Source organism: Streptomyces sp. G7(2002) (assembly GCF_028870195.1).
In the GTDB taxonomy this organism is placed as follows: Bacteria; Actinomycetota; Actinomycetes; order Streptomycetales; family Streptomycetaceae; genus Streptomyces; species Streptomyces nigrescens.
Genome location: NZ_CP102609.1, coordinates 2,701,433 through 2,715,805 on the forward strand (window position 1 = coordinate 2,701,433; position 14,373 = coordinate 2,715,805).

12 protein-coding genes are annotated in these 14,373 nt (G+C 69.6%); 5 read left to right on the forward strand and 7 right to left on the reverse strand.

Going from position 1 to position 14,373, the window contains the following annotated elements:
- The first annotated feature begins 327 nt into the window (after positions 1-327).
- Genes tkt through pgl form a run of 5 tightly spaced genes read left to right on the forward strand, consistent with a single transcriptional unit; the run spans position 328 to position 6,941 of the window.
- Positions 328-2,430: a transketolase gene (gene tkt / locus NUT86_RS11060; protein WP_274734885.1), complete on the forward strand. Its 2,103-nt coding sequence runs from the start codon at positions 328-330 to the stop codon at positions 2,428-2,430.
- Positions 2,431-2,464: 34 nt separating this feature from the next.
- Positions 2,465-3,583, forward strand: a complete 1,119-nt coding sequence (gene tal, locus NUT86_RS11065; RefSeq protein WP_018091869.1) for a transaldolase — start codon at positions 2,465-2,467, stop codon at positions 3,581-3,583.
- A gap of 6 nt (positions 3,584-3,589) precedes the next feature.
- The gene (zwf, locus tag NUT86_RS11070) at positions 3,590-5,122 is read left to right on the forward strand and encodes a glucose-6-phosphate dehydrogenase (RefSeq protein ID WP_018091870.1); all 1,533 of its coding nucleotides are present in this window, start codon (positions 3,590-3,592) and stop codon (positions 5,120-5,122) included.
- Entirely contained in the window at positions 5,119-6,162 is a 1,044-nt protein-coding gene (gene opcA, locus NUT86_RS11075) for a glucose-6-phosphate dehydrogenase assembly protein OpcA (RefSeq protein WP_274734888.1), read from the forward strand. The genes zwf and opcA overlap by 4 nt, the downstream gene beginning before the upstream one ends.
- Positions 6,159-6,941 carry a 6-phosphogluconolactonase gene (gene pgl, locus NUT86_RS11080; protein ID WP_020397758.1) on the forward strand — a complete coding sequence of 261 codons (783 nt, stop codon included), beginning with the start codon at positions 6,159-6,161 and terminating at the stop codon, positions 6,939-6,941. Before opcA ends, pgl begins: the two co-directional genes overlap by 4 nt.
- Before the next feature lie 91 nt (positions 6,942-7,032).
- On the opposite strand, the gene pgi is transcribed toward pgl, so the two are convergent.
- The 7 genes from pgi to gap all read right to left on the reverse strand — a co-directional run bounded on the left by pgi (position 7,033) and on the right by gap (position 14,224).
- Complete coding sequence (gene pgi, locus NUT86_RS11085) at positions 7,033-8,688, reverse strand: glucose-6-phosphate isomerase (protein WP_026170015.1); 1,656 nt, start codon at positions 8,686-8,688, stop codon at positions 7,033-7,035.
- A gap of 56 nt (positions 8,689-8,744) precedes the next feature.
- The gene (locus NUT86_RS11090) at positions 8,745-9,995 is read right to left on the reverse strand and encodes an MFS transporter (RefSeq protein WP_274734891.1); all 1,251 of its coding nucleotides are present in this window, start codon (positions 9,993-9,995) and stop codon (positions 8,745-8,747) included.
- A 256-nt stretch (positions 9,996-10,251) separates the two neighbouring features.
- Positions 10,252-10,587 carry an RNA polymerase-binding protein RbpA gene (locus NUT86_RS11095; RefSeq protein WP_078518748.1) on the reverse strand — a complete coding sequence of 112 codons (336 nt, stop codon included), beginning with the start codon at positions 10,585-10,587 and terminating at the stop codon, positions 10,252-10,254.
- Positions 10,588-10,742: 155 nt separating this feature from the next.
- On the reverse strand, positions 10,743-10,979 hold the full coding sequence (secG, locus tag NUT86_RS11100; protein ID WP_018091876.1) for a preprotein translocase subunit SecG: 237 nt from the start codon (positions 10,977-10,979) through the stop codon (positions 10,743-10,745).
- A gap of 141 nt (positions 10,980-11,120) precedes the next feature.
- Positions 11,121-11,897 (reverse strand): triose-phosphate isomerase, encoded by a 777-nt coding sequence (gene tpiA, locus NUT86_RS11105; protein ID WP_109888996.1) that lies wholly within the window; start codon positions 11,895-11,897, stop codon positions 11,121-11,123.
- A 5-nt stretch (positions 11,898-11,902) separates the two neighbouring features.
- On the reverse strand, positions 11,903-13,105 hold the full coding sequence (locus NUT86_RS11110) for a phosphoglycerate kinase (RefSeq protein ID WP_159490355.1): 1,203 nt from the start codon (positions 13,103-13,105) through the stop codon (positions 11,903-11,905).
- Between the two features lie 114 nt (positions 13,106-13,219).
- Positions 13,220-14,224, reverse strand: coding sequence for a type I glyceraldehyde-3-phosphate dehydrogenase (gene gap / locus NUT86_RS11115; protein ID WP_018091879.1), 1,005 nt, complete (start codon positions 14,222-14,224; stop codon positions 13,220-13,222).
- Between the last annotated feature and the right edge of the window lie 149 nt (positions 14,225-14,373).

A 14,373-nucleotide genomic window follows, 5' to 3' on the forward strand; every position in this document is an offset into this window, starting at 1 on the left:
CTTCGCGGGGGTGGGGTCGTGTTGGGCGGCGGGCAGCGGTGCGGGGGCGGCACCTTTACCCGGGTGTCCGCCCGGCGTTCAGGAGGCGAACCGGACCGCCGCCCGGCAGTCTGGTCGTAGGGCCCGCACATCTGGGACCGGAATGCCAGAAGTCCTGATTTGGTTACCCGAAGCGACGGGCCGCCGCGACAGCACCACACCGACTGAGCGCCGAAAACACCGACTGAGCGTCGAAAAGACGCACGCACTCGCGGGGGTAGGCTCGACACCGCCTGGCGGACATACCGTCCGCGGCATTCGACATGTGGAGAGGAGCCCTGACTCAGGGTGAGCACCAAGCCGACCACCACAGATCTCGAGTGGACCGAACTGGATCAGCGGGCAGTGGATACCGTCCGTGTCCTGGCCATGGATTCCGTGCAGAAGGTCGGTAACGGCCATCCCGGTACGGCCATGAGCCTGGCGCCGGCCGCCTACCTTCTCTTCCAGAAGCTGATGCGGCACGACCCGGCGGACGCGAACTGGACCGGCCGCGACCGGTTCGTCCTCTCCGCGGGCCACTCCAGCCTGACCCTCTACATCCAGCTCTACCTCGCCGGTTACGGCCTGGAGCTGGACGACCTGAAGGCGTTCCGCACCTGGGGCTCGAAGACCCCGGGCCACCCCGAGTACGGCCACACCACCGGCGTGGAGACCACCACGGGTCCGCTGGGCCAGGGTGTCGCCAACGCGGTCGGCATGGCGATGGCGTCGCGCTACGAGCGCGGCCTGTTCGACCCCGAGGCGGCCCAGGGCACCTCGCCCTTCGACCACACCATCTTCTGCATCGCCGGTGACGGCTGCCTCCAGGAGGGCATCTCCGCCGAGGCGTCCTCCCTGGCGGGCCACCAGAAGCTCGGCAACCTCGTCCTGCTGTGGGACGACAACCACATCTCTATTGAGGGCGACACCGAGACCGCGGTCTCCGAGGACACCCTCAAGCGCTACGAGGCCTACGGCTGGCACGTCCAGCGCGTCGCGCAGCTGCCCAACGGCGATCTGGACCCGGCCGGCCTGGCCAGGGCCATCGAGGCCGCCAAGGCCGAGACCGAGCGCCCGTCGTTCATCGCGATGCGCTCGATCATCGCCTGGCCCGCCCCGAACGCCCAGAACACCGAGGCCGCGCACGGCTCGGCGCTGGGTGACGAGGAGGTCGCGGCCACCAAGCGCGTCCTGGGCTTCGACCCGGAGAAGTCCTTCGAGGTCTCCGACGAGGTGCTCGCGCACACCCGCGCCGCCCTCGACCGCGGCCGCGACACCAAGAAGGAGTGGGAGAAGTCCTTCGCCGACTGGCGCGCCGCCAACACGGAGCGTGCCGCGGAGTTCGACCGGATCGCGGCGGGCGAGCTGCCCGCGGGCTGGGAGGACCACCTCCCGTCGTTCGAGACCGGCAAGGCCGTGGCCACCCGCGCCGCGTCCGGCAAGGTGCTGCACGCGCTCGGTGCGGTCATCCCCGAGCTGTGGGGCGGCTCCGCCGACCTGGCGGGCTCGAACAACACCACGATCGACAAGACCTCGTCGTTCCTGCCCGAGGGCAACCCGCTGCCGGGCGCCGACCCTTACGGCCGCACGATCCACTTCGGCATCCGCGAGCACTCCATGGCCGCGGAGATGAACGGCATCGCGCTGCACGGCAACACCCGCATCTACGGCGGCACCTTCCTGGTGTTCTCCGACTACATGCGCAACGCCGTCCGGCTGTCCGCGCTGATGCACCTGCCGGTGACGTACGTGTGGACGCACGACTCCATCGGTCTGGGCGAGGACGGCCCGACCCACCAGCCCATCGAGCACCTCGCCTCGCTGCGCGCCATCCCTGGCCTCAACATCGTGCGCCCGGCCGACGCCAACGAGACCGCGATCGCCTGGCGCGAGATCCTGCGGCGCTACACGAAGGAGTACGGCGTGGGGGCCCCGCACGGCCTCGCGCTGACCCGTCAGGGCGTGCCGACGTACCCCGCCAACGAGGCCACGGCCAAGGGTGGTTACGTCCTCTTCGACGCCGCCGGCCCCGAGGGGCAGGACGCCGAGCCGCAGGTCGTGCTGATCGGTACCGGTTCCGAGGTGCAGCTCGCCGTCGAGGCGCGGGAGCAGCTGCAGGCCGAGGGCATCCCCACCCGCGTGGTGTCGATGCCGTCGGTCGAGTGGTTCGACCAGCAGGACCAGGCCTACCGCGACAGCGTGCTTCCCCCGTCCGTCCGGGCCCGGGTCGCCGTCGAAGCCGGCATCGGCCTGACCTGGCACCGTTTCGTCGGTGACGCCGGGCGCATCGTCTCCCTGGAGCACTTCGGTGCCTCGGCCGACGGCAAGGTCCTCTTCCGCGAGTTCGGCTTCACCGCCGACGCGGTGGCCAGCGCCGCCCGGGAATCGCTCGAAGCCGCCGCGCGCTGACGCCCGTACACGACAAGTAGGAGATGCAGAACCCATGACAGACGCACTCAAGCGCCTCTCCGACGAAGGCGTCGCGATCTGGCTGGACGACCTGTCGCGCCAGCGCATCACGTCCGGCAACCTCGCCGAGCTGATCGACCAGCAGCATGTCGTCGGCGTCACGACCAACCCGTCGATCTTCCAGAAGGCGATCTCGGACGGCCACGGCTACGACCAGCAGGTCGCCGACCTCGCCGCCCGTAAGGTCACCGTCGAGGAAGCCATCCGCATGATCACGACGGCGGACGTCCGGGACGCCGCCGACATCCTGCGGCCGGTCTTCGACGCCACCGGCGGCCAGGACGGCCGGGTCTCCATCGAGGTCGACCCGCGCCTGGCGCACCACACCACCCCGACCATCGCCGAGGCCAAGCAGCTGGCATGGCTGGTGGACCGCCCGAACACGCTGATCAAGATCCCGGCCACCAAGGCGGGACTGCCGGCGATCACCGAGGTCATCGGCCTGGGCATCAGCGTCAACGTCACGCTGATCTTCTCGCTGGAGCGTTACCGCGAGGTCATGGACGCCTACCTGGCGGGCCTGGAGAAGGCCAAGGCCGCGGGCCTGGACCTGTCCCTGATCCGTTCGGTGGCCTCGTTCTTCGTGTCCCGTGTGGACACCGAGATCGACAAGCGCCTGGAGAAGCTCGGAACGGACGAGGCCAAGGCCCTCAAGGGCAAGGCCGCGCTGGCCAACGCCCGGCTCGCCTACGAGGCGTACGAGGAGGTCTTCTCCTCGGAGCGCTGGGCCGCCCTCGACAAGGCCGGCGCCAACAAGCAGCGTCCGCTGTGGGCCTCGACCGGCGTCAAGGACCCCGCGTACAAGGACACCCTGTACGTGGACGAGCTGGTCGCCCCGGGCACGGTCAACACCATGCCGGAGGCCACCCTGGAGGCCACCGGCGCCCACGGTGACATCACCGGTGACACCGTGCGCGGCACGTACGCACAGGCCAAGGCCGACCTGGACGCGATCGCCGAGCTCGGGATCTCGTACGACGACGTCGTGCAGCTCCTGGAGGACGAGGGCGTGGAGAAGTTCGAGGCGTCCTGGAACGACCTGCTCAAGTCCACGGAGGCGGAGCTCAAGCGCCTCGCTCCCTCGGAGGGCTGATCTCCCTTGACTGACTCACACGGAGCCAACCCGCTCCGTGACGCCCTGGACCGACGGCTCCCGCGTATCGCGGGGCCGTCGGGCCTGGTCATCTTTGGCGTCACGGGCGATTTGTCCCGTAAAAAGCTGATGCCCGCCGTCTACGACCTCGCCAACCGGGGGCTGCTCCCACCGGGCTTCTCACTCGTCGGGTTCGCCCGTCGCGAGTGGGAGCACGAGGACTTCGCGCAGGAGGTGTACGCGGCGGTCAAGGAACACTCCCGTACACCGTTCCGCGAGGAGGTCTGGCAGCAGCTGGTCCAGGGCTGCCGCTTCGTCCAGGGCAACTTCGACGACGACGAGGCCTTCGAGACGCTCAAGGAGACGATAAACGAGCTCGACAAGGCGCAGGGCACCGGCGGCAACTTCGCCTTCTACCTGTCCGTGCCGCCGAAGTTCTTCCCCAAGGTCGTCCAGCAGCTGAAGAAGCACGGGCTGGCCGACCAGAAGGAGGACTCCTGGCGCCGCGCGGTCATCGAGAAGCCTTTCGGGCACAACCTGGAGAGCGCACAGGAGCTCAACCGGATCGTGCACGAGGTCTTCCCGCCGCACGAGGTCTTCCGTATCGACCACTACCTGGGCAAGGAGACGGTCCAGAACATCCTGGCGCTGCGGTTCGCCAACACGATGTTCGAGCCGCTGTGGAACCGCAGCTATGTCGACCATGTCCAGATCACGATGGCCGAGGACATCGGCATCGGCGGCCGGGCCGGCTACTACGACGGCATCGGCGCCGCCCGTGACGTCATCCAGAACCACCTCCTCCAGCTGCTCGCGCTGACCGCGATGGAGGAGCCCGCCTCCTTCGAGGCGGACGCGCTGGTCGCGGAGAAGACCAAGGTGCTGGGCGCCGTCCGGCTGCCCAAGGACCTCGGCAAGGAGACCGTCCGCGCGCAGTACGCGGCGGGCTGGCAGGGCGGCGAGAAGGCCGTCGGCTACCTCCAGGAAGACGGCATCGACCCCAAGTCGAAGACCGACACCTACGCCGCGGTCAAGCTGTCGATCGACAACCGCCGCTGGGCGGGCGTCCCCTTCTACCTGCGCACCGGCAAGCGCCTGGGCCGCCGGGTCACCGAGATCGCGGTGGTCTTCCAGCGCGCCCCGCACTCCCCCTTCGACCACACCGCCACCGAGGAACTCGGGCAGAACGCCCTGGTCATCCGGGTGCAGCCGGACGAGGGCGTGACCGTGAGGTTCGGCTCCAAGGTGCCGGGCACCTCGATGGAGGTGCGGGACGTGTCGATGGACTTCGCGTACGGCGAGTCCTTCACGGAGTCCAGCCCGGAGGCCTATGAACGGCTGATCCTCGATGTGCTGCTCGGCGACGCCAACCTCTTCCCGCGTCTGGAGGAGGTGGAGCAGTCCTGGCGGATCCTCGACCCGATCGAGGAGTACTGGGACAGGCACGGCAAGCCCGCGCAGTACCCGGCGGGCACCTGGGGCCCCACCGAGGCGGACGAAATGCTCGCACGAGACGGACGGAGCTGGCGTCGCCCATGAAGATCGATCTGACGGAAACCACGTCCAGCAAGATCAACAAGGCGTTGGTCCAGGGCCGCCGCGCCGTGGGCACCCCTGCCATCGGCATGGTGCTCACCCTCGTCATCGTCACCGACGAGGAGAACGCCTATGACGCGCTGAAGGCGGCAAACGACGCGTCCCGTGAGCACCCCTCGCGCACCCTCGTGGTCATCAAGCGGGTCAGCCGCTCGCCGCGCGACCGCGCCAAGGCCCGCCTCGACGCCGAGGTGCGGGTCGGCACGGACGCCGGCACCGGCGAGACGGTCATATTGCGGCTGTACGGCGACGTCATCGACCACGCCCAGTCCGTGGTGCTGCCGCTGCTGCTGCCCGACGCCCCGGTCGTGGTCTGGTGGGCGGTGAACGCCCCGGCGGCCCCCGCCCAGGATCCGCTCGGCGCGCTGGCCCAGCGCCGGGTCACCGATGCCTACGCCGCCGAGCAGCCCATCCATGAGCTGTCCACCCGCGCGGAGACGTACACGCCCGGCGACACGGACCTGTCCTGGACCCGGATCACGCCGTGGCGCTCCATGCTGGCGGCGGCGCTCGACCAGGCCCCGTGCACGGTCACCTCGGCCGAGGTGGAGGGCGAGGAGTTCAACCCCAGCTGCGAGCTGCTCGCCATGTGGCTGGCCGACCGGCTGGACGTCCCGGTCACCCGCAAGGTGTCCGGCGGCCCCGGTCTGACGGCCGTGCGGATGGAGTCCAGCAGCGGCGCGATCGTCCTGGACCGCCCGGACGGTTCGCTGGCCACGCTCTCGATGCGCGGCCAGCCCGACCGTGCGGTGGCGCTCAAGCGGCGGGACACCTCCGAGCTGCTGGCCGAGGAGCTGCGCCGGCTCGACCCGGACGAGATCTACGCCAGTGCGCTGAAGTTCGGCGTGGACCGGCTCGGTCACGGCAACGGCGAGCAGCCGGCCGCCGAGGAGAAAGCGGCGGCCGAGGAGAAAGCGGCGGCCGAGAGCAGTGCGGCCAAGCCCGCGGCGAAGAAGGCCGCGAAGAAGGCGGCCGCCAAGTGAGTGCTCCGCAGGTTGTCGTCCACCGCGACAAGGAGCTGATGGCCAAGGCCGCGGCGGCCCGGCTGATCACGAAGATCGTGGACGCCCAGGCCGCCCGTGGCTCCGCCTCCGTGGTCCTGACCGGCGGGCGCAACGGCAACGGGCTGCTCGCGGCCCTCGCCGAGGCGCCCGCCCGGGACGCGGTGGACTGGTCCCGGCTCGATCTGTGGTGGGGCGACGAGCGGTTCGCACCGGACGGCGATCCGGAGCGCAACCACACCCAGGCCCGCGAGGTGCTGCTGGACAGTGTTCCGCTGAACCCGGCCCGGGTGCACCCCATGCCCCCGGCGGACGGACCGTACGGCCATGACGCCGACGCCGCCGCCGAGGCGTACGCGATCGAACTCGCCGCCGCCGCGGGCCCCGAGGACCACGGCCCGGTGCCGTCCTTCGACGTCCTGCTGCTGGGCGTCGGCCCGGACACCCATGTCGCCTCGCTCTTCCCGGAGCTGCCGGCCGTCTATGAGAAGGAGCGGACGGTGGTCGGGGTGCACGGCGCGCCGAAGCCGCCGCCGACCCGTATCTCGCTGACCCTGCCCGCGATTCGCGCGGCACGGGAGGTCTGGCTGCTGGCGGCCGGCGAGGACAAGGCCAATGCCGCGGCCATCGCCCTCTCCGGTGCCGGTGAGGTGCAGGCGCCGGCGGCCGGCGCACGGGGCCGCAGCCGGACCCTGTGGCTGCTGGACGAGGCGGCGGCGTCCCAACTGCCGCGCGGCCTCTACCCGCCGGCTTCGGCCTGAGTCCGTCACCGCAGCAGTGCCGTAGGCCCCGCGCCCTGGAGGGTGCGGGGCCTACGGCGTCAGCGGGACGGTCCAGCGGCGACCGCGGGGATCAACGCCCGCGCAGCTCCCGATACTTGGCGACCAGACCGGCGGTGGAGGCGTCGAGGCCCGGCACCTCGGCGCCCTCGGTCAGGGCCGGTTCGACGCGCTTGGCGAGGACCTTGCCCAGCTCCACGCCCCACTGGTCGAAGGAGTCGATGTTCCACACCGCGCCCTGGACGAACACCTTGTGCTCGTAGAGCGCGATCAACTGGCCCAGCACGGACGGGCTGAGCTCGCCGGCCAGGATCGTGGTGGTGGGGCGGTTGCCCGGGAACGTCTTGTGGGGCACCAGTTCCTCGGCCACGCCCTCGGCGCGCACCTCGTCCGGCGTCTTGCCGAAGGCCAGCGCCTGGCCCTGGGCGAAGAGATTGGCCATCAGCAGGTCGTGCTGGGCGACCAGACCCGGCTGCAGATCGGCGACCGGCTCGGCGAAGCCGATGAGGTCGGCCGGGATCATCTTCGTGCCCTGGTGCAGGAGCTGGTAGTAGGCGTGCTGGCCGTTCGTCCCGGGCGTACCCCAGACGACGGGCCCCGTCTGCCAGCCGACGCGGTTGCCCTGGCGGTCCACGGACTTGCCGTTGGACTCCATGTCCAGCTGCTGCAGATAGGCGGTGAACTTGGAGAGGTAGTGGCTGTAGGGCAGCACGGCATGCGACTGGGCGTCCCAGAAGTTGCCGTACCAGATGCCGAGCAGCCCCAGCAGCAGCGGGGCGTTCTCCTCCGGCGGGGCGGTGCGGAAGTGCTCGTCGACGAGGTGGAAGCCGGCCAGCATCTCCCGGAAGCGCTCCGGGCCGATCGCGACCATCAGCGACAGGCCGATCGCGGAGTCGAAGGAGTAACGGCCGCCGACCCAGTCCCAGAACTCGAACATGTTGTCCGTGTCGATGCCGAACTCCGCCACCTTCTCGGCATTGGTCGACAGCGCGACGAAGTGCTTGGCGACGGCCTCTCCACCGTCGGCGCCCAGGCCGGCCAGCAGCCACTCACGGGCCGAGGTGGCATTGGTGATCGTCTCGATGGTGGTGAAGGTCTTCGAGGCGATGATGAACAGCGTCTCGGCCGGGTCCAGATCGCGGACCGCCTCGTGCAGATCGGCGCCGTCCACATTGGAGACGAAGCGGAACTGCATGTCCCGGTGGGTGTAGGCGCGCAGCGCCTCGTACGCCATCGCCGGGCCCAGGTCCGAGCCGCCGATCCCGATGTTGACGACGGTCTTGATGCGCTTGCCGGTGTGGCCCTTCCAGTCGCCGGAGCGGACCCGGTCGCAGAAGATGCCCATCCTCGTCAGGACGTGCTGCACGCCGGGGACGACGTTCTCACCGTCGCTCATGACGACCGCCGAGCCGGGCGCGCGCAGCGCGGTGTGCAGCACGGAGCGCCGCTCGGTGATGTTGATCTTCTCGCCGCGGAACATCGCGTCCCGCAGCTCGGCCACACCGGTCGCCGCGGCCAGCTCGCGCAGCAGCCCCAGCGTCTCGTCGGTGACCAGGTGCTTGGAGTAGTCCAGGTGCAGATCGCCGACCTGGAGGGTGTAGCGCTCGGCGCGCGCGGGATCCCGCTCGAACAGCTCGCGCAGATGCACCTCCGCCAACTGCTCCCGGTGCTTGCCCAGCGCGGTCCACTCAGGCATCTGGTCGAGCCTGCTGCGGCCTTCTGCGTTCATCTCCGACATCAGCCTTCTTTTCTCGTACCGGCCCCGCCAACTCCCAACCTAATTGATCAGCGCGCGGTACGAGGTATCTGTCCGCTGTCCGACGAGGCGCCGTCGGCTGTCTGAAGAACAGGTATCAACGCGGCGGCACCCAGCGCCAGCAGGGCGGCGGCCAGCAGCGCGGGGGCGTTGGGTCCGTATGCCGTGGCGGCCGCACCGCCGCACAGCGCGCCGAGCGGTGTCCCGGCGACGGAGACCGTACGGAAGGCGGAGCTGATCCTGCCGAGCATCCCGGCCGGGCTGCGCTGCTGCACGACCGTGGTCTCGACAACGTTCCACACCATGCCGGCGAAGCCGAACAGGCCCAGGAGCACGGCCGCGAGCCAGACCGTGCGCAGCGTCCCGAAGCCCACCAGGGTCACGGCCTGGAGCACTCCGGCGACCAGCAGGGTGCGGCCCTTGCCGCCGGCCACGGCGATCGTCCGGTCCGCGAGGAGCCCGCCCACCACCATGCCGATGCCGTAGCCGGTGGTCACCACGGCATACCCGAAGTCCCCGGCGCCCAGCCAGCCCTTGACGACCACCACCAGGGTCGCGATCAGCGCCCCGATGCCGACATTGCCCAGCGCCACCGACACACAGAACGCGCGCAGCACCCGGTCACGCCACAACTGCCGTATGCCTTCGCCGATTTCGCGCCGGACGGTGCGCCCGGAGGTGGCCGGCCGCCGGGCCGGAGGACGGGTGCGCAAGGAGGCGACGAGGGCGGCCGCGACGAAGTAGGTGGCCGCGTCGGCCAGGAACGGGAGTGCGGCGCCGAGCCCGATGAGCACCGGGGCCAGCGGACCGCCGACGAACCGGCCGGCCAGCTCCTGACCGGTCATCAGCCGGGCGTTGGCGGCAGCCAGCGCCTCCTTGGGCACCACCGCGGGCAGCAGGGCCGTGGCGGCGTTGTCGAACAGTGTCTGGAGGGTGGTGAGCGCGAAGGCCAGCGCGAGCAGCAGCCCGATGCCCACCCGGTCGAGCGCCACGGCCAGCGCGAAGCCCGCCATCAGCACCCCGCGCAGCACATCGACCGCCCACATCGCCCGCCGCTGGTCCACCCGGTCGGCGACCGCGCCGCCCAGCAGCCCGAAGAACAGCCAGGGAAGGAAGCCGCAGGCGGTGACGAGCGAGATCAGCAGCGGTGAATCGGTCAGGGCGTAGGCGAGCAGCGGGAGCGCCGTGCCGCGCAGCGCGTCACCGAAGCGGGAGACGGCGGCGGCGCCCCACAGCCGGCCGAAGCCGCCGCGCCGGACGAGCACGCCCGCAGCTGCCACGCGGTCCGTCTCCGCGCCCGTTCCACTGCCCGCCATGCCGCCCCCGTCCGCATCGTCCGCATCGTCCGTGTACGGAAAACGGTACGGGCGACCACTGACAGTGGCCCTCGGGCGACTTCCCCATCCGCTGCCTCAGATGCGGCCCGCGGCCGGACACGGAGCGGGTACGGCCCGCGAGGGCGCCCACACGCGGCCGGCCCGGCCGGAGGGGGTGTGTGTCCCTCCGGCCGGGCCGGCCGAGAAATGTGCTGGTCCGTCAGATCTCGCCGCGGAGCTTGGCGAGCGCCTCCGCGAGGATCGCCTCACCGTCGGCGTCGCTGCGACGCTCACGGACGTAGGCGAGGTGGGTCTTGTACGGCTCGGTGCGCGGCGGGTCCGGCGGGCTTTCCCGGTCCTTGCCTGCCGGGAAACCACAGCGCGGGCAGTCCCAGGTGTCCGGAACCTGCGCATCGCCGGCGAAGCTGGGCTGCGTCTCGTGCCCGTTGGAGCACCAGAAGGAGATGCGGGTGCGCGGCGCGGACTCGCCGCGCTCGGCCTCCCCCATCGGCCCCGCCCCGACCCGACTTCCTCGGATCGCGTTGCCACTTGCCACGGTCGTAACTCCCTGCGTAATGGTGCTGCACAGCCTCTCGCAGCAGCTGCGCTGCGGAACGCCCCAGTCTACGTAAGGCCCAACGCGCGTCCAGTGGCTGGAGTTACCCGTCCGAGGACGCCACCCTCATGATAGGCCGCCCTTCCGACGCCTCGTCAGTTGCTGAGCTTCATCAGGATGCCGAGCGCGACAATGCAGGCGAACCACAGCAGACCCACCACGATGGTGATGCGGTCGAGGTTGCGCTCGGCGACCGAGGAGCCACCGACCGAGGACTGCATGCCGCCACCGAACATGTCGGACAGACCGCCGCCCTTCCCCTTGTGCATGAGCACCAGCATCATCAGCAGCAGGCTGAAGACGATGAGGGCGATCGAGAACCCGATGACCACGGCTGGACCAACTCTCTAGGACTGACGGACGGACGTATGGATCACGATATACGGAACAAATAGTGCGGGGCCGGGGGCGGTGCTGCTGCACCGGTCCCGGCCCCGACAGGGTACGACGAGGGCTCCCCCTCGTCATAGCTGCTACTGGTCGCGGAAACGGACGATCTTCACAAACTCGTCCGCGTCGAGTGCCGCGCCGCCGATCAGCGCGCCGTCCACATCGGGCTGCGCCATGATCGCCGCGACATTGCCGGACTTGACCGAGCCGCCGTACTGGATGCGGACCTTGTCGGCCAGCTCCTGGCTGTAGAGCTCGGCGAGGCGGCCGCGGATCGCACCGCAGACCTCCTGCGCGTCCTCGGGGGTGGCGACCTCGCCGGTGCCGATGGCCCACACCGGCTCGTAGGCGATCACGATGGTCTCGGCCTGCTCGGCCGGGACATCGGCCAGACCGCCGTCGACCTGGGCGAGGGTGTGCGCGACCTGGTTGCCGGCCTTGCGGACGTCCAGGCCCTCACCGACGCACAGGATCGGGGTGATGCCGTGCCTGAAAGCGGCCTTGACCTTGGCGTTGCAGATCTCTTCGTTCTCACCGTGGTACTGGCGGCGCTCACTGTGGCCGATGGCCACGTACGCGCACTTGAGCTTGGCGAGCATCGCGCCGGAGATCTCACCGGTGTAGGCACCGGAGTCGTGCGCGGAGAGATCCTGGGCGCCGTACTTGATCTTGAGCTTGTCGCCGTCGACCAGCGTCTGCACCGACCGCAGATCGGTGAAGGGCGGCAGGACCGCGACCTCTACGGCGTCGAAGTCCTTGTCGGCAAGGGCGAAGGCGAGCTTCTGGACGTGGGCGATGGCCTCGAGGTGGTTGAGGTTCATCTTCCAGTTGCCCGCCATCAGCGGGGTACGGTCAGTCACGTTGTTCAGTCCTCCAGAGCGGCGAGGCCGGGGAGCGTCTTGCCTTCGAGGTATTCGAGGCTGGCGCCACCGCCGGTCGAAATGTGGCCGAATGCAGTCTCGTCGAAGCCCAGCAGACGCACGGCGGCGGCCGAGTCACCGCCACCGACGACGGTGAAGGCGGGCGAGTCCAGCAGCGCCTGGGCGACGGCCTTGGTGCCGCCGGCGTAGTCGGGGTGCTCGAAGACACCCATCGGGCCGTTCCAGAAAACGGTGCCCGCGTCGGCGACCTTCGCGGCGTAGAGCTCGCGGGTCTTCGGGCCGATGTCCAGGCCCTCCTTGTCGGCCGGGATGGCGTCCGCGGCGACGGTCCCGGGGTTCGCCGGGGCCTTGGTCTTCAGGTCCGGGAATTCGGCGGAGACCAGAACATCGACGGGGAGCACGAACTCCACGCCGCGCTTCTCGGCCCGCGCCAGGTACTCCAGGCAGGCCGGGACCTGGTCCTCCTGGAGCAGCGAGATGCCCACCTCGTGGCCCTTGGCCTTGAGGAAGGTGTACGCCATCCCGCCGCCGACCAGGATGCGGTCGGCCTTCTCGATCAGCTGGTCGATGACGGCCAGCTTGTCGGAGACCTTGGCGCCGCCCAGCGCGACGACGTAGGGGCGCTTGACGTCCTCGGTGAGCTTCTTCAGGACGGCGACCTCGGCGGCGATCAGGTCACCGGCGGCGTGCGGAAGACGCTGGGGCAGATCGAAGACGGAGGCGTGCTTGCGGTGCACCGCGCCGAAGCCGTCGCCCACGTACAGGTCCGCGAGGGCGGCGAGCTGGTCGGCGAAGGCGCCGCGCTCGGCATCGTCCTTGCTGGTCTCGCCCGCGTTGAAGCGGAGGTTCTCCAGCACGGCCACCTGGCCGTCGGCCAGGCCCGCGACCACGGACCGGGCGGACTCGCCGACCGTGTCGGTGGCGAACGCCACGTCCTGCCCGAGGATGTCACCCAGCCGCGCGGCCGCCGGGGCCAGCGAGAAGGCCGGGTCCGGCGCGCCCTTGGGACGGCCCAGGTGCGAGGCGACGATCACCTTGGCGCCGCGCTCGACGAGCTTGGCGATCGTCGGGGCGACGGCACGGATCCGGCCGTCATCGGTGATGGCGGTGCCGTCCAGCGGCACGTTGAGATCAGCGCGGACAAAAACGCGCTGTCCGGCGACCTGGAGGTCGTCGATCGTCTTCATGAGAAGTGACTCCGTGTTTGCGTAGCTCGGCCATGGGACGGGGCCCGTACGACGCTTCTTCGCGTCATACGAGCCCCGTCCTCACATCTCGGTGCCTCGGGCGTCAACCAGCGATCAGAGCTGGCCGCCGACGAAGGTGGTCAGGTCCACCAGGCGGTTGGAGTAGCCCCACTCATTGTCATACCAGCCGACGACCTTGACCTGCTTGCCCTGGGACATGGTCAGCGAGGAGTCGAAGGTACACGAGGCCGGGAAGTTCACGATGTCCGAGGAGACGATCGGGTCCTCGGTGTACTCCAGGATGCCCTTGAGCTGGCCCTCGGCGGCCTTCTGGAAGGCGGCGTTGATCTCGTCCTTGCTGACCTCGCGGTCGAGCTCCAGGACCAGGTCGGTGACCGAGCCGGTGGGGACCGGGACGCGCATGGCGATGCCGTCCAGCTTGCCCTTGAGCTGCGGGAGGACCAGGGCGGTGGCCTTGGCGGCACCGGTCGAGGTCGGGATGATGTTCTCCGCGGCGGCGCGGGCTCGGCGCAGGTCGCTGTGCGGGAAGTCCAGGATGCGCTGGTCGTTGGTGTACGCGTGGACCGTGGTCATCAGGCCCTTGACGATGCCGAAGTTCTCGTCGAGAACCTTCGCCATCGGCGCCACACAGTTGGTGGTGCAGGAGGCGTTGGAGATGACGTGGTGCTTGGCCGCGTCGTACTTGTCGTTGTTGACGCCCATCACGATCGTGATGTCCTCGTCCTTGGCGGGCGCGGAGATCAGGACCTTCTTGGCACCGGCCTGGATGTGCTTCTCGGCGTCGGCCTTCTTGGTGAAGATGCCGGTCGACTCGATGACGATGTCGGCGCCGAGCTCGCCCCAGGGGAGGTTCGCCGGGTCGCGCTCAGCCATCGTCTTGAAGGTCTGGTTGCCGACCGTGATGGTGTCGTCGGTGTGGCTGACGTCCTGCTTGAGGCGACCCAGGATGGTGTCGTACTTCAGCAGGTGAACCAGGGTGGCGTTGTCGGTCAGGTCGTTGACACCGACGATCTCGATGTCCGCGCCCTGCTCCAGGAGCGCGCGGAAGTAGTTGCGACCAATGCGGCCGAATCCGTTGATGCCTACGCGGATCGTCACGAACCGATCTCCTCGTTAGGTGCGCCGATGGGGTACCGGCGAGCTGTATGGGCTGTCCCCGACCGCCTCCGACCCTACCCCCAATAAGAGACGTACGTGACATTGACAAACGGGCCTTCGTACCCTCAAACGAGCAGCTACAGAAGGGC